The 15,096-nt window shown below is 32.3% G+C and carries 15 protein-coding genes and 1 tRNA gene; 7 read left to right on the forward strand and 9 right to left on the reverse strand.

The window, feature by feature from the left end; genetic code table 11:
* Positions 1-50 precede the first annotated feature (50 nt).
* From BR66_RS0116570 to BR66_RS0116585, 4 genes are all read left to right on the forward strand, one after another.
* Positions 51-1,577, forward strand: coding sequence for a YjjI family glycine radical enzyme (locus BR66_RS0116570; protein WP_026883892.1), 1,527 nt, complete (start codon positions 51-53; stop codon positions 1,575-1,577).
* Positions 1,567-2,409: a YjjW family glycine radical enzyme activase gene (locus BR66_RS0116575; RefSeq protein WP_026883893.1), complete on the forward strand. Its 843-nt coding sequence runs from the start codon at positions 1,567-1,569 to the stop codon at positions 2,407-2,409. The genes BR66_RS0116570 and BR66_RS0116575 overlap by 11 nt, the downstream gene beginning before the upstream one ends.
* 188 nt (positions 2,410-2,597) lie before the next feature.
* Positions 2,598-3,176 carry a TetR/AcrR family transcriptional regulator gene (locus BR66_RS0116580; RefSeq protein ID WP_026883894.1) on the forward strand — a complete coding sequence of 193 codons (579 nt, stop codon included), beginning with the start codon at positions 2,598-2,600 and terminating at the stop codon, positions 3,174-3,176.
* 22 nt (positions 3,177-3,198) lie between these two features.
* Entirely contained in the window at positions 3,199-3,939 is a 741-nt protein-coding gene (locus tag BR66_RS0116585) for an SDR family oxidoreductase (protein WP_026883895.1), read from the forward strand.
* A gap of 52 nt (positions 3,940-3,991) precedes the next feature.
* Here the strand turns inward: BR66_RS0116585 and BR66_RS0116590 are convergent, their stop codons facing one another.
* The 3 genes from BR66_RS0116590 to BR66_RS0116600 form a co-directional block, all read right to left on the reverse strand.
* The gene (locus tag BR66_RS0116590; protein WP_026883896.1) at positions 3,992-4,381 is read right to left on the reverse strand and encodes a nuclear transport factor 2 family protein; all 390 of its coding nucleotides are present in this window, start codon (positions 4,379-4,381) and stop codon (positions 3,992-3,994) included.
* A 221-nt stretch (positions 4,382-4,602) separates the two neighbouring features.
* Positions 4,603-5,463: a YitT family protein gene (locus BR66_RS0116595; protein WP_026883897.1), complete on the reverse strand. Its 861-nt coding sequence runs from the start codon at positions 5,461-5,463 to the stop codon at positions 4,603-4,605.
* A 35-nt stretch (positions 5,464-5,498) separates the two neighbouring features.
* Positions 5,499-6,530: a M42 family metallopeptidase gene (locus BR66_RS0116600; protein WP_026883898.1), complete on the reverse strand. Its 1,032-nt coding sequence runs from the start codon at positions 6,528-6,530 to the stop codon at positions 5,499-5,501.
* 181 nt (positions 6,531-6,711) lie between these two features.
* Between BR66_RS0116600 and BR66_RS0116605 the strand changes: the two genes are divergently transcribed.
* Both BR66_RS0116605 and BR66_RS0116610 read left to right on the forward strand, forming a co-directional pair.
* A complete protein-coding gene (locus BR66_RS0116605; RefSeq protein WP_026883899.1) occupies positions 6,712-7,956 on the forward strand; it encodes a VanW family protein in 1,245 nt (414 codons plus the stop codon).
* Between the two features lie 152 nt (positions 7,957-8,108).
* Positions 8,109-8,191, forward strand: a tRNA-Leu gene (locus BR66_RS0116610).
* Between the two features lie 201 nt (positions 8,192-8,392).
* On the opposite strand, the gene BR66_RS0116615 is transcribed toward BR66_RS0116610, so the two are convergent.
* From BR66_RS0116615 to BR66_RS0116640, 6 genes are all read right to left on the reverse strand, one after another.
* Positions 8,393-8,887 (reverse strand): cysteine hydrolase family protein, encoded by a 495-nt coding sequence (locus tag BR66_RS0116615; protein WP_035796480.1) that lies wholly within the window; start codon positions 8,885-8,887, stop codon positions 8,393-8,395.
* Between the two features lie 157 nt (positions 8,888-9,044).
* Positions 9,045-9,425 (reverse strand): hypothetical protein, encoded by a 381-nt coding sequence (locus tag BR66_RS26490; protein ID WP_242841175.1) that lies wholly within the window; start codon positions 9,423-9,425, stop codon positions 9,045-9,047.
* A 166-nt stretch (positions 9,426-9,591) separates the two neighbouring features.
* On the reverse strand, positions 9,592-10,170 hold the full coding sequence (locus BR66_RS0116625) for a TetR/AcrR family transcriptional regulator (protein ID WP_026883902.1): 579 nt from the start codon (positions 10,168-10,170) through the stop codon (positions 9,592-9,594).
* Positions 10,171-10,323: 153 nt separating this feature from the next.
* On the reverse strand, positions 10,324-11,265 hold the full coding sequence (gene lacC, locus BR66_RS0116630) for a tagatose-6-phosphate kinase (protein ID WP_026883903.1): 942 nt from the start codon (positions 11,263-11,265) through the stop codon (positions 10,324-10,326).
* A gap of 31 nt (positions 11,266-11,296) precedes the next feature.
* Positions 11,297-12,298, reverse strand: a complete 1,002-nt coding sequence (gene lacD, locus BR66_RS0116635) for a tagatose-bisphosphate aldolase (RefSeq protein ID WP_026883904.1) — start codon at positions 12,296-12,298, stop codon at positions 11,297-11,299.
* 3 nt (positions 12,299-12,301) lie between these two features.
* Positions 12,302-13,075: a DeoR/GlpR family DNA-binding transcription regulator gene (locus tag BR66_RS0116640; protein ID WP_026883905.1), complete on the reverse strand. Its 774-nt coding sequence runs from the start codon at positions 13,073-13,075 to the stop codon at positions 12,302-12,304.
* Between the two features lie 365 nt (positions 13,076-13,440).
* Between BR66_RS0116640 and BR66_RS0116645 the strand changes: the two genes are divergently transcribed.
* Positions 13,441-15,072, forward strand: a complete 1,632-nt coding sequence (locus BR66_RS0116645; RefSeq protein WP_026883906.1) for an NAD-dependent malic enzyme — start codon at positions 13,441-13,443, stop codon at positions 15,070-15,072.
* The last annotated feature ends 24 nt before the right edge of the window (positions 15,073-15,096 follow it).

Raw genomic sequence — 15,096 nt, forward strand, 5'->3', positions numbered from 1 at the left:
CTATTGTAGTGAGATATAGCAGGTTAATTAATTATAGAAGGAGTGCTTAAATGAGATCAGTTATGAAGGATATTCTTGATGTAGCAACAAGTAAAAGCAGTACCTACCAGCAAAAACTATTTAACATGGCAAATGTGGCAGAGAGACTTGTAGATCCGAGAGAAGTATTAGGATACACAGACGAGGAAATGATGTATATTGAAAATGATATGATATGTGATTTGAATGAGGGTTATGTGCCTTACAGGCCAAGATATATTGTGCCGGATTATTACGTGCTTTTATCAAAAGGTTGTAAATTTCTAAAGCTCGATCCACCAACAGATTTAGATGAGCTTCTTGATAGTTTGCTTATTTTATACAGCCATGTTCCATCTATAACTTCTTTTCCAGTTTTTATAGGAGATTTAGACAAGCTTATGGAACCATTTATAAGTGATGAAAAAACGGATTATATAAAAATAAAAAGATTTTTAAATCATATAGATAAAACTATAGTAGATTCTTTCTGCCATGCAGATATAGGACCTGAAAAAACCAGAGCAGGTGAGTTAATATTAAAAGCAATAGTGGAACTAGAAAATCCAACACCTAATATGACAATAAGGTACGATAAGGATATAACACCAAGAGATTTTGCATTAATGGCAGCAGAAGCTTGTCTTAGAGTGTCAAAACCATCGTTTAGTAATAATAAAAAATACGAAAATGAAATGGGAGATCATAGAATAGTAAGCTGTTATAATGCACTTCCATACGGTGGTGGAGCATATACACTTCCAAGGCTTAGGCTTGGAACTATTGTTAAAGGAGTAAAATCTTTAGATGAACTTTTAAATCATAGACTTCCTAAGGTAACAAATGCCATGGCAACTATGATGGATAAAAGAGTTAGTTTTATTGTTGAAAAGTCAAACTTTTTCGAAACTTCTTTCCTTGTTAAGGAAGGTTTTATTAGTAGAGAAAATTTTTCTGCAATGTTTGGGGTGGTTGGTCTTGCAGATGCAGTGAATTACATTCTGAAACTTGAAGGATCGGAGGAAAAATTCGGAACTTCAAAAAGAGGTGATGAAATTGGTCACAGTATTTTAAAGGTAGTTGATTGTATAGCCAGTAAACATGAAGCAGTGTATTGTGAAAGAACTAATAATAGATATCTTTTACATGCACAAGTTGGAGCTAATCTCAGTGAAGAGGATAAGGATAATACACCTGCACATAGAATAACTGTAGGGGATGAACCAATTCTACCTATTCATATTAAACAGGCAGCACCTTTTCATGAATATTTCACATCAGGTACAGGGGATTTGTTTGCATTAGATCAAACTTATTTAGATCATGTGGATGCAGTACTGGATATTATCCAAGGTAGCTTTGCTTCAGGAGCTAGATATATTACCACATATCTTCATAATACTGATTTAGTGAGAGTGACAGGTTATCTTGTTAAAAAGAGTGAAGTTATGCAAGTAGGAAATGGGGAACCTGTACTTAGAGATACTGAATTGATGGGGTTTGGTACCAATAGTAATGCTCACGTATTTGAGAGAAGAGTTAGAAAAGATGGAAAATAAAGCAGTTATCAATAAGATAATACCTTTTTCCAATGTAGATGGACCAGGGAATAGGGTAGCTATATTTTTTCAAGGTTGTAATGCAAATTGTATTTATTGTCATAATCACGAGACAATTAATATGTGTACAACTTGCCTTATATGTGTAAAAAAGTGTCCTGTAGGTGCTATAACTTTTATTAATGGAAAGGTGAATTATGATGAAAAAAAATGTATAGAGTGTGATACTTGTATAAAAATTTGTCCTAATAGTTCATCTCCAAGAACAAAAGAATATACAGTTGAAGAACTTTTTGAGATAATTCAGGAATACAAGCTTTTTATAAGTGGTATTACCGTTTCCGGCGGGGAAGCAACTTTGAGGGCGGATTTTATAACTGAATTGTTTAAAAAGGTAAAAACACTTGGATTAACAAGTTTTGTGGATACAAATGGATTTTTTAATAAAAATCATTTATCAAATCTTATTCAGGTGACAGACAAATTTATGGTGGATATTAAGGCAGTTAGTCAAATAAAAACTTTGTGCAGAAGTAGCTTAGAAAATAACTTGGAAAATCTTAAATATCTTTTGAAGTTAGATAAAGTTTATGAGGTTAGAACAGTTATTATAGAAGAATACATGGACATAGAAAATACCATTAATGTTGTGTCTAATATTTTAAAAGATTACCCGGAAGTTATATATAAACTAATAAGAGTCCATAGTAGTGGTTTAAGCCAAAAGCAAAAACAACTGATGGAGAAACATATTCCATCCAAGGAATATGTGAAAGAGCTTGCAGGAAAAGTACAAAAAATAGGAGTTAAAAAAGTAGAGTATATTCTTTAGAATAAAGAAGTTGTGGCAAACATAAATGGCAGAAGAAAAACATTAGATGAAAATATAAATATTTTTTCATCTAATGTTATTTTTTTCTGGTAGAAAAACATTGAAACAAATATGGAATGACAAAAAACAATACTTGTCATTCCATATTTGTTGTGTTATTATAGTTTCAAGGAGATGAAACATACGTTATGGGAAAATTTTCAGAAATATTAACAAAAGAGCAGATACTTGTAGCAACAGAAGAGGCGCTCAGACGTTTTGGGGTAGCAAAAACCTCTGTAACGGATGTTGCTCATATATTGAATGTAAGTCACGGAACAATTTATCGACACTTTAAAAGCAAGAGCGAGCTTCTTGAAGGGGTTACAGAAAAGTGGCTTGATGAAAAAATCATTAATCCATTGACAGATGTTTGTAATGATACTTCAATGAATGGACCTAAGCATTTGCAAGCATATATACAGACACTAATAGAGTTAAAACATCACTTTGCTCGTGAAGATGAAGAAATGTTTAAAATGTATGCAAAAGTAACAGAAGAAGCTGCCGATTTAATTTATAAACACATTAATCATATTACAGATCAAATGAGCCAAATAATTACCCGTGGTGGTAAAAAAACTGAGGAATCATCTAGATTAGCACATGCTATTTTTTATGCTACGATACGATTCCATCACCCGTCTCATGCATATGAATGGAAAAGTCCAACGATTTATAACGAGTTTTTAGATGTATGGGACTTAATTGAAAAAGGTTTAAAATAAAAAAGAAAGAAGGAAAATAAAAATGAAAATTTTAGAAGGGAAAGTAGCTATAATAACAGGATCTTCCAGAGGAATTGGACGCATAATTGCTGAACAACTAGCTGATTTGGGTGCTAAAGTGGTGATTAATTATTCCAGTAATCCCGAAAAAGCAGAAGAAGTGATGGAAGGTATCATTCAAAAAGGTGGTAAAGCCATAGCTCTTCAAGCTGATATAAGTAAATTAGGTGATGTTGAAGATTTATTTACAAAAACAATTGATAAATTTGGTAAAGTCGATGTTCTGATTAATAATGCAGGGTTAATGATCAACAAACCTCTTGCAGATATAAGGGAAGTCGATTTTGACAAACAATTTTCAGTGAATGTTAAAGGCACTTTCTTTGCTTGTCAGCAAGCTATGCTACACATGGAAAACAGTGGAAGAATAGTGAACATCTCTACGTCAGTAACAGGGCAAATGTTTCCGGCGTACAGCGTATATGCCGGTACAAAAGGTGCAGTTGAACAATTCACCCGTCAACTTGCAAAGGAATTTGGCTCCAAAGGAATTACAATTAATGCAGTAGCACCTGGACCTGTTAACACCGAGCTTTTTAATATAGGAAAAACTGAGCAACAAATTGAAGGCATGAAAAAGATGAATGCTTTTGGCCGACTTGGGGAACCTGAAGATATCGCGAATGTCATTGAATTTTTAGTAAGCGATAAATCAAAATGGATAACTGGTCAAACAATTCGTGTCAATGGTGGATTTATTTAAATAAGTTACAATAAAAAAAAGATTTGTTCAATTTAATGAACAAATCTTTTTTTTACTTAGAAAAATATTTTTCCATCATAGGAACATTGGAAAGATAGGTATCGATTTTTATAATAAGTCCATTGGCAACGGTCAATACAGTTGCCAATTCTTCATCTAAAATGCGTCCATCTGCTGATGTCGCAGTATTATTTAGCGATAGAGTAAGTCCATTTTGTCCCACAAGAATGTGGTGGAGCTTTGTTTGTACTCCGCCTCCAATAATATTTTTAGTGCGTTCGATAACAGCATCCATTCCCTCAGCAGTTCCCGAAATCATTCCATCACCAGGAAGTGTCCATTTGATATCAGCGTGCAAAAGACTTTTAATACCTTCCCAGTCGTGAGCTTTATATGCAAATAGGAAGTCTTCAGCAATTTTTTGATTTACTTGATTAACCATATTTTCAAATGCCTCCTTTTATTTTTAAATCTAAATATAGTTTACAATAGAAGTAACATCATGTAAAATGATTACAATTGATATATGTATTCATTTTTAGTGATTATCGTAGGTGGTAGTTAAATAGAACTCACACTCTGTGAGTATGAATTATTGGAAATACTTATTAAATTTAGAATAAAAAAGCTGCGGCAAATTAAATAACCATTGCCACAGCTTTTCTAAATTTGTTTATGTAAATTAAAGCCTTTTCCAAGTACTTCATGGGTATTACTAATAATTATAAATGCAGTAGGATCAATTGTCTCAACTAAATTTTTAAATCTTGTGATTTCTGACTGTTCCATGACTACCATTAGAACAGTTCGTTTTTCTTCTGTGTAGCCGCCTTGCCCCGATAATTTAGTAAGTCCACGGTCTAAATTTCGTAAAATTATCTTACTAATGTCATCAGATTTATCTGAAACTACAAAAGCAACTTTGGAACTTGTAAAACCAAGTTGTACTAAATCAATAGCTTTGCTAGTTACAAAAATTGATATTAGTGCATACAATACTTTATCAGGGGTAAAAACTAAAGATGCGGAAATTACTACAAAAGCGTCAGTAAGCATTTGGCATTTCCCCATACTAAAACCTGTGTATTTATTTATTATGCTAGCAATTATTGATAAACCTCCAGTTGAAGCATTACCTTTAAATACAAGACCAAGCCCTATACCAACCACTAGCCCACCGTATATAGATGCAAGAAGTGGATTTGTGGTTAGAGGGGGGACATTTTTTGTAAAGTAAATAAATAGAGGTAAAAAGAAAGAACCAACAACTGTCCTCAGTCCATAAAGTTTACCTAGTACAAATAGACCAAGGAAAAATAATGGAATATTAAGAGCCCATTGAGTTATTGCAGGCTCAATATTTAATAAATGTTTAATGATAACAGAGATACCAGCCACTCCACCAGATGCAATATCATTTGGATTAAGAAAAGCATTAAAACCTATAGCAGTTACAAAAGATCCTAATAATATTTCAAAATTATAAATTAAGTTAGAGTGAGGTTTTTGTGAAAAAGTTGACATTATGGAAGCCTCCAGTGTTCTGTTTATATCTTGAACTATTCTTCAGTACAATATTTTATTATTAAGTCTAAGGTTGCCATGATACCATCAATATGTGTTCTTTCATAACCATGGGATGCAAAAACACCCGTTCCGATTAAAGCTGTTTTTATGTCATAACCAGATTTTAAAGCTGCAGAAGCATCAGAACTATAATTTGGGTAAATATCAACTTTATAGGAAATATTTTCTCTTTTACATATTTCAATTAGCTTTTTTCTGAAATTTAAATCGTAAGGACCAGAGGAATCTTTTGCACATATACAAACACTATATTCAGAAGAATTTTGTCCAGTACCAGGAGCACCCATATCAACAGCAATAAATTCTGTGGTATCTGCGGGGATAGAAGAAGCACCGTGGCCAACTTCTTCATAAGTACTAAATAAAAAGTTTGTGGTATAAGGCAATTTTATATTGTTTTCTTTAATATATTTTAAAGTATACAGGAGTATCGCAGTACTGGCTTTATCATCAAGATGCCTACTTTTTATATAACCACTTGGAGTAAATACAGCCCTTGGGTCAAAGGTTATGAAGTCCCCGACATCTATACCAAGTTTAGCAACATCCTCTTTTGAGGTAACTCTTTCATCAATGACAACTTCCATGTTTTCAGGAGATCTTTTTAAATCTTTTGCGTCACTATGAATGTGTACAGAAGGTTTTATAGTTTGTATTGTTCCACTGTAGGTCTTGGAGTCTATAGTTTCAATAGTGCAGTTTTCTCCTTCAATGGAATTCATCATAAAACCCCCAATAGGAGAAAGTGCAAGCCTACCATCTGATTTGATTTCTTTTACCATAGCACCTAAAGTGTCAATATGGGATGAAAATGTTCTTACAATATCTGTATTTTCGCCATTGAATTTGGCTACGACATTACCTTTATTTGTTGTATAGTAATATATATCCAATATATGTAGTTCTTCTTTAATATAATCCATCAAATTACTGGTAAATCCGGTTGGGCTAGGAATTGTTAGGATGTTGTTAAGATAATATTTAACTTTGTCTAAATTATACATTTTATACCTCCTGTAATGGTTACTGTGTCTTAATTATTGGGCAATTATTTAAGTTTCTTTAGAATCATTTTATCACAATAGAGAAAGTTTTAAAAACTTTATATTTATTAAGATTTTATAAGTATTATCAAAGGCAATTATGTAGTATAATAATATAGAAAGACACGAGAGGGGTTCATCAATGAAGAAAAAAAATGTAATTATCACGGGAATTATAAGTTCAATAATTGTTATTCTAGGGATTTCTATTCCTACATATAAAGTATATTCAAAAGTAAAAAGTTTTGATGGTTATATTTATCCTACTGTAAAGATTAATGGAGAGAACATGTCAGGGAAAACAGTAGAAGAAGCTAAAAAAATACTTGAAGATAAGTATCAAACCCCAGTGGGTAATAAAAAAATAAATATTAAAGCTAATGATAAAACTTATACAATTAATTATACCCAACTTGGTGCAAAATATGATATTGATAAGGTAGTTAAAGAGGCATTTGACTATGGGAAAGATAAAAATATTATTGATAAATATAAATTAATAAAGAATTCAGTTGTAAAACCAATGGAATTATCATTTACTTATAATCCTAAGCCAATAGATGATGTTATCAATAATATAAAAGTAGCTGTAAACAAGCAACCTCAAAATGGAGCCATCACAAAAAGTGGTGCTGGCTTTGTAATTACCCCCGATGTTGATGGGTATAAGTTAAAGGATGTAGAACTAAAAACTAACATAATAGCAACAATTAATGGGAAAATTGGTCAAGATGCTAATGTACAAGCTAATATAGAAACATTAAAAGCTAGTAAGACAAAGGAAAAACTTCAAGGCGTTAATACCTTAGTATCTACTTATAGTACTCAGTATGGAACTATATCAAGCCCTGGGAGAGCAACTAACATTCAACTGGCAACTAGTGCAATAAATGGACTTTTATTAATGCCTGGTGAAACGTTTAGTTTTAATGGTGTAGTTGGTGAAAGAACAGCAGCAAAAGGATATCAAGCGGCACCAGTGGACATTGGAAAAACAACTGGAATGGGACTTGGAGGCGGAATTTGTCAAGTTTCAACAACACTTTATAATTCAGTAATACGTGCAGGGGTTAAATCCACAGTAAGAATGCATCATACAATCCCATCGACCTATGTGCCACTAGGATTTGACGCTACAGTTGATTATGGAAATTTAGATTATCAATTTAAAAATACTCTTAGTTTTCCGATGTATATTGAATCCAGTTCAGCTAATGGAGTTGAAACATTTAATATTTATTCAGATAAGAGTTTACTTAGCAAAACTTACAGCTTGACTAGCAACGTTGCACCAGGTGGTAAGAATGTTAAAGTTTATCTACAAACTATTCAAAATGGAGTAACGCTTAGTAATGAGTTGATAGTAAATGATACTTACACAAACTGATAAATATTTAATAATTAAAAGCTAATAAAAAGTTTCTGCTAAGGCAGAAAAGCCCATAAAATAAAGGTGCCAGTGAATTTATGCAAACAAATTCACTGGCATCTTTTGATTTATTATGAATTTATGATATAATGTTATAGAAGAATTTGTATGCGGATATGGCGAAATGGCAGACGCGCTAGTTTCAGGTACTAGTGAGAAATCAGTGCAGGTTCGAGTCCTGTTATCCGCACCAAGGCATAAAGTGCAAGGCTTCCAGTGAGTTCACTGGAAGCCTTATACTTTTTATTTTAGAGTGTTTGCTAACATAGTTTTTATTCAAATCGAGTAATGATTTTAAATTGTTATAAAAATAGATTCAAATGGCCTTATTAATAATAGAATATTTTTAATGGCATCAAGCTTTAGCGATTATTGCATTATATAAGAAATTTATTTAAATTTCTTTCAAAAAATACTCAAGGGCTTCATAACTTACAACAGATCTTAACAAATGAATGCGTTTAATTTCATCATCATCAAACCCAGCGATACCATTTTGCAGCAAGAAAGTATTATAACCCCTTTCAATACCACCATTATAAGTAAAGAGTACACAATGCTCTACTGCAAATCCACTTATAACAATACAGTCTACATCTTCACTTTTTAGGATAGTGTCCAGCTGTGTTTCCCAAAAAGCATTGCTATAGGTCTTTTGCACAAAAAAATCATTGTCTGATACTACCAATTCTTCCACACATTTAAACCCTTCAGTCTCTGCTCCCTCTGCTTCAATATCCTGTATTATTATGACAGGATATTTTTTCTTACGGAAATACTGACTGATCTCATTAATATATTCTACTGCTTTTTCAAACGATGCCTTACAAGGCGTATCTTCTTTACAATTTTTTTGCATGTCTATTACTAAAAGTGCAACTTTTGGCATAATGGCCTCCTCTTATAACAATAATATGAAAATTATACCATATTATTAATAGTATTAGCAGTAGTACTTTTCATTTCCATATCATTTTAATGATTACTGTAGTAAACAAAATGCACAAGATACCATATTATTTTGCCAATAAGATTGTATAAAACCATCATGCCGTAATTACAGAAAGCACTGCAATTAAGCCCCCCACTAGCAATGCAAATACAATTCCTAGTATTGAACCTTTAAAAAAACCAATCCAATGAATTTTTGGATTTTCATATTCCTTTACCATATCTTCTGTTCCCAAAAAACGGACCTTCTTAGAATGGCAAAAGTACATTGTATCTAAGACAAGTGCATCATAGAAATTCACAATCATCCACAGCAGATAAACATAGATTAACGCACTGATAAATGGCCTTGCGCCAGAATAATAAGTTATAGCTGCAAAAAGTATTAGGCACATTACAAATGTCGGTAGCTTTTTCTTGATATCAGAATGTTTTTTTGTTGGAATCTTTCCCTCGTATTGCAAAAGGGAACGCATACGTTCCTGAACCTCCACTGGATAATCGTAAAACCATGCTAATGGATCTTTAAATAAGTATGGAATCGTAAATAAAGTAAATAGGATACAAGCGATTACGGTCTCAATAATAAATTTAATAATCATTTTTACCTCTTTTCTATATTAATACTTGCTTAATTTAATTTTATAAAAACATATAGTCACATAAACTCTCAGCAATCAGCTGGATAGTCTCTGGCAATACTTTTTCATGCAATAATTTCCGGTTTTCCATTGAAAGAGCCATGATTTTTATCATATTAGCAACCAACTGTGGGTTGACATCTTTTCGTAATCCAAGCATTTTACTAAATAACAGCTTTGTAATTTCAGATTCATTGACGGAATCTGGTGCATAATACTGTGGCATTTTCTGTAGCAACCACGCCTCATCATCTGATGTCATGAAATATGCAATGGAATCTTCGTTTTGATAAGTAACGAAAATTTTATAGAAAGCTTCTCTGTCAATTCCACCTTTCTGATTTACCACTTCATTTAAATATTGTAGTATGCTCTCCTTGCTATAAACAAACACATCTCTAATAAACAATTCCTTCGATTCATAAAAATGATAGAAAGTTCCTTTGGCGATTCCTGCCTCTTTTGTAATTTGCTCAACACGAAGCTTTCGCAGACCGAATTCCTTAATCAGTTTAATTCCTGCCTGCAACATGGAGTTATTAATTTCCTCACGCTTCTCTAAGGTAAATATCGGTGGCATAGTTATCCTCCTCTCTAATTTATATGACTATAATGATAACATTTGGTCATATAAATAATAACATTGGGACATATTATTGTCAATGATAATATGTATCAATAAAACAGGCCATCGACCTTTAAATAGGTGACTGCCTGTTTTTTTATGATGAAATTATTGAAAAGGTTTAACTAATACCTGACTAAAGTATTTATCAAACTTTGAATAGTCAATATAACCGGTTTTACTTTCAAGAGTATTTAATATTCCAGATGTCATTGCCGTCTTAAGACAGTCATCATCGTTTTTATGATTTGCAATTGCAACTGCTAGTCCTGAAAGTGTTGAGTCACCTGAACCTACAGGATTAACTACATGAATTTTTGGAATTGTGACACGATAAAACACTTCTTTGTGTTTAACAAAAGCACCATCAGCACCCATTGAAACCACAATCCACTGGATACCATTAAACAATTTATCCTTTAGTTTTTCTTTAAGTTCGCGAAGATCAGTTATAGGGTTAGTAGCATTGAGTAATTCTTGAATTTCTTCTTGATTTGGTTTAATTAAGTAGGGTTTGTTGTTACCAAGTAAGCTATTTTTTAATGAATCGCCTGATGCATCAAGCAAAACAGGAATACCATTACTTTGTGCAATATCAATCATGGTTTCATAGAGGTCAATATCAAAGCCACGAGGCAAGCTTCCTGAAATGGTAACCACAGTTACAGAAGGCAATAATTTTTGAAAATGTTTAAGAAAATCAGTTTGATCTTTTTTACTTAACAAGGGACCTTTTTCTAATATCTCAGTTTGTTTGCCATTATCGTGAAGAATAGCAATGCAATTTCGAGATTCATGTTTAGTTTGAAAAAAATCGTTATCTATATTGGCTTTATTCAGTTCAGATTTAATAAACTCACCCAGCGTTCCACCTAAAACTCCAGTTGCCAGAACACTTTCATTTAAAAGATTAATCACACGAGCTACATTAAGTCCTTTGCCACCAGCTGTTTTACTTGTATTTTCAACACGAGTGACTCCGTTAATGTTTAGGCTATCTAACCTGTATGAAATATCAACAGAAGGATTCATAGTAACAGCTAAAATCATAATATACCACATCACTTTCTATAAAATAACATTAACTATTTAATTTAGAAACTTTTCTTGTCCAAGGTTTTGCTGTGATTTTAAGAACGGCATTAAGATCATCCATATTTTTTTTACCTTGAGATTGAAGCCAAGTAACAGTGGCTTTTTCACCACCAGTACCATAGCACTCTATGCTATTTCTCCAAGTTGCGCGACCGCATAATACACCATTAAATTCAGATTTGGCCTCAGAAGCTAATTGAAGTGTTGTTTGAAACAATTTAGCAGTAACTCCTGCACTTAGAAAAATGAAAGGTAAATCGGTAGCATCACTTTGTGATTTAAAATAGTCTACGGCTTCCTTTCTTGAATACACTTCTTCACCCTTTGCAGCAAAGCCTTCAACATAATCCATATTAACGGGCACTTCAACTTTTAGTACATCAACTAAATACTGTGGCTTTGAAAATTCTTTTATCATATTTATAACTTTATGTGGTTTAACTTTAGCAAAAGCTTTTCCTTTTACATCTTCAATATTTTTATCGTAAGTTACAAGCTCTAGAAAGAAAGGAATGTCTTCTGATTTGCATTCTGAACCAACACGTTCAACAAAAGCATGTTTCCAATTATTAATTTTCATGTCTTCATCAACGTCATAATATAACATGAATTTGATGGCATCTGCACCTTCATTTTTTAATCTTCTAACAGACCAATCAGGTAATAAATCAGGTAAGTGCCCAGGTTGTGTTGTGTCATAACCTGTTTTTTCATATGCAATTAATAATCCTGAGTTTTCGTCTCTCACCTTAGAAGCAGGTAAACCGTATTCTGGATCTAAAAGGATAGAAGAAGAAAAATGAGTTAAATCCTTAGATATTAATTTTTTAAAATAAATGATATCCTCATCATTTACAGGTTTTGAACTAGCAGCAGAAATCATCTTTTTTAGTGATCCACGTTGATCAATGGCTAGAGCCGCAATTTGATGATCCTCATTTGATAGACGTTCTAAAGCTTCGTATTTATTAACACTTAATTTTAACATATGTTATTCACCCCTTTTTTTATTGGTAATAATTTTTGTGAATTGTTCATAATGGCGTACCATCTCATCGTCAATTCCTTTATCAATAACCATTGCATCTACATCATTGAGACTATAGAAACAATAGAAATCTTCAGTATTCAATTTGTAATGATCAGCAATAATGTATTTTTCATTAGCATGATTTAAAGCTATACTTTGTGTACGACCTTCCTCGGAGTTTGCATTGGATACTTTTTCGTTAAGAACTCCATTAACACTAATAAAAGCTTTAGTGACACGCAATTTTTCTAGGGTCTCATTAGCAATATTACCAATAAAAGCACCTGAATGTTTACGATAGTTACCACCTATTAACAATATTTCGTATTGAGAACAATTTTCTTGCAATTTCTCAAATACAGGCAAACTATTAGTTACAACTCTTATAAAATCTAAATTAATATAGTCCGGAACCATTTCAATAGTTGTACCTGGTCCAAGAAATATGGTATCACCTTCTTCAATGAGGGAGGCTACAATTTGTGCAACTTCATTTTTTTCTTCTACATGAATATCCATTTTTTCACTACGGGACAATTCTTCTCTTTTATTATGATTAAGACTTTGACTTCCGCCGTGGAGACGAATCAATCTACCGCTTTTTTCTAATTCAGCTAAATCACGGCGAACAGTCATTTCCGAAACTTTTAAAGCTTCAGAAGCTTTACTAACAGCTAGGAATCCTTCTTTATTGGTCATTTCTAGTAGACTCAAGAGTCTTTCTTTTTTCAACATATTATCACCTCAGGTATGTTTGTAATTGTTAACAAATGTTCGATGATTGTTCATGTCTATAAAGTACCACTAACGCTGATATAAGTCAACATATAAATTATTATTTTATAGATAATGAAGGATATTATAATAATTTAATTGGATTTATTATAAAAATACATAAACAAAAAAACAAAATAGAACATTATATTACATGTACTAATTATATTTGTGGTATTTGTGATATTAAAAAAATAGTTTACAGGGATGAGTATTATTTGTATAGTTATAGGTATTACTTATAACTGTATAAACAATAAATATTTCTCACAAAAAATATATAAATGTATAATAGAATTAATTAGATGAAAAAGGGGTGCAGATAAATGACAAATTTAAAAGGTACGGAATTATTAAGAAATCCTTATTTAAATAAAGGGACTGCTTTTACAGAAGATGAAAGAAAAAAATATGAACTTGTAGGTTTATTACCAAATGTTATAAGAACTATTGATGAGCAAGAACATATAATTTATGAAAGAACTAAAGCTTTTGAAGATAAACTGGAAAAACGTAATTACCTTATGAATCTATATGATACAAATAAAACACTTTTTTATTATGTTGTAGGTAAACATATTACTGAATTTCTTCCAGTAATATATACTCCAACTATAGGTGATGCAGTTATAAACTATTCAAAAATCTATGATACTCCAAAAGATGCTGTTTTTCTTTCAGTAGATCATCCTGAAAATATTAAAGAATCTATAAAAAATTCTTTAAAGGATCTTGAAGAAATAAAATTAATTGTTGTTACAGATGGTGAAGGAGTACTTGGAATAGGCGACTGGGGTATTCAGGGAGTTGATATATCAATTGGAAAGCTTGCGGTATATACGGTAGCAGCGGGAGTTAATCCTAAAAATGTTTTACCTATAGTAATAGATTCGGGAACAAATAATGAGGCATTATTAAATGATTCATTATACCTTGGAAATAAACATAAAAGGATTACTGGAGAAAAATATTATGATTTTATAGATAAATTTGTCAGCATAGCTACTGAAATGTTTCCTGAAGTACTTCTTCATTGGGAAGATTTTGGACGTGGAAATGCCAGTGCTATTCTTGAAAAATATAGAGATAATGTTTGCACCTTTAACGATGACATACAGGGAACTGGAGTTATGATGGTGTCAGCTATGAATGCTATTGCTAAGGCAACAGGAATACAGGTTAAAGATCATAAAATATTAGTTTTTGGTGGTGGGACTGCAGGTGTTGGAGTATCAGATCAAATATTACTCGAAAAAGTTCAAAGTGGATTATCAGAAGAAGAAGCAAGAAAACATTTTTATCTTGTTGATCGTTTTGGACTTATTACTGAGGATATGGATGATCTCACTGAGGGTCAAAAAAAATATGCAAGAGCTAAAGGTGAATTTAAAAAACCGTTAACAAATCTTGCAGAAATAATAGACGCTACTAAACCTTCAGTACTTATTGGAACCTCTGGGGTTCATGGTGCTTTCACAGAAGAAGCCGTAAGAAAAATGGCGCAAATTAACAAAAAACCAGCTATTATGCCTATTTCAAATCCTACAAAACTTGCCGAAGCAAAAGCAACAGACATAATTAAATGGACTGATGGCAGAGCACTAGTAGTAACTGGAAGTCCATCTGAACCTATTGAATATAATGGAGTAACTTATACTATAGGTCAGGCTAATAATGCACTTTTATATCCCGGTTTAGGTCTTGGAATAATAGTTGCAAAGGCTAAAACTGTATCCAATGGAATGTTGTCAGCAGCAGCTTTTGGAATAGCTTCACTTCAAGATCTTTCTAAACTTGGAGCTTCAATTTTACCTTCAGTTGAAAAACTTAGAGAAGCGTCAAAACTTGTGGCAACTGCTGTTGTAGAGCAAGCAATTAAAGAAGGTTTAAATCGCGTGGAAATTGGAGATGCTAAAAAGGCAGTAGAAGATAGTATTTGGGAAGCAATATATAAATAAAAGTTAAGAGTTAAGGAAAAATTT

It is taken from the genome of Clostridium akagii DSM 12554 (genome assembly GCF_000686725.1).
Lineage (GTDB): Bacteria > Bacillota > Clostridia > Clostridiales > Clostridiaceae > Clostridium_I > Clostridium_I akagii.

Excerpts from the sequence above, each read along its gene's own strand:
- BR66_RS0116570 (WP_026883892.1), top strand. The coding sequence starts at position 51 with ATGAGATCAGTTATGAAGGATATTCTTGATGTAGCAACAAGTAAAAGC.
- BR66_RS0116575 (WP_026883893.1), top strand. The coding sequence starts at position 1,567 with ATGGAAAATAAAGCAGTTATCAATAAGATAATACCTTTTTCCAATGTA.
- BR66_RS0116580 (WP_026883894.1), top strand. The coding sequence starts at position 2,598 with ATGGGAAAATTTTCAGAAATATTAACAAAAGAGCAGATACTTGTAGCA.
- BR66_RS0116585 (WP_026883895.1), top strand. The coding sequence starts at position 3,199 with ATGAAAATTTTAGAAGGGAAAGTAGCTATAATAACAGGATCTTCCAGA.
- BR66_RS0116590 (WP_026883896.1), bottom strand. The coding sequence starts at position 4,381 with ATGGTTAATCAAGTAAATCAAAAAATTGCTGAAGACTTCCTATTTGCA.
- BR66_RS0116595 (WP_026883897.1), bottom strand. The coding sequence starts at position 5,463 with ATGTCAACTTTTTCACAAAAACCTCACTCTAACTTAATTTATAATTTT.
- BR66_RS0116600 (WP_026883898.1), bottom strand. The coding sequence starts at position 6,530 with ATGTATAATTTAGACAAAGTTAAATATTATCTTAACAACATCCTAACA.
- BR66_RS0116605 (WP_026883899.1), top strand. The coding sequence starts at position 6,712 with ATGAAGAAAAAAAATGTAATTATCACGGGAATTATAAGTTCAATAATT.
- BR66_RS0116615 (WP_035796480.1), bottom strand. The coding sequence starts at position 8,887 with ATGCCAAAAGTTGCACTTTTAGTAATAGACATGCAAAAAAATTGTAAA.
- BR66_RS26490 (WP_242841175.1), bottom strand. The coding sequence starts at position 9,425 with ATGCGTTCCCTTTTGCAATACGAGGGAAAGATTCCAACAAAAAAACAT.
- BR66_RS0116625 (WP_026883902.1), bottom strand. The coding sequence starts at position 10,170 with ATGCCACCGATATTTACCTTAGAGAAGCGTGAGGAAATTAATAACTCC.
- lacC (WP_026883903.1), bottom strand. The coding sequence starts at position 11,265 with ATGATTTTAGCTGTTACTATGAATCCTTCTGTTGATATTTCATACAGG.
- lacD (WP_026883904.1), bottom strand. The coding sequence starts at position 12,298 with ATGTTAAAATTAAGTGTTAATAAATACGAAGCTTTAGAACGTCTATCA.
- BR66_RS0116640 (WP_026883905.1), bottom strand. The coding sequence starts at position 13,075 with ATGTTGAAAAAAGAAAGACTCTTGAGTCTACTAGAAATGACCAATAAA.
- BR66_RS0116645 (WP_026883906.1), top strand. The coding sequence starts at position 13,441 with ATGACAAATTTAAAAGGTACGGAATTATTAAGAAATCCTTATTTAAAT.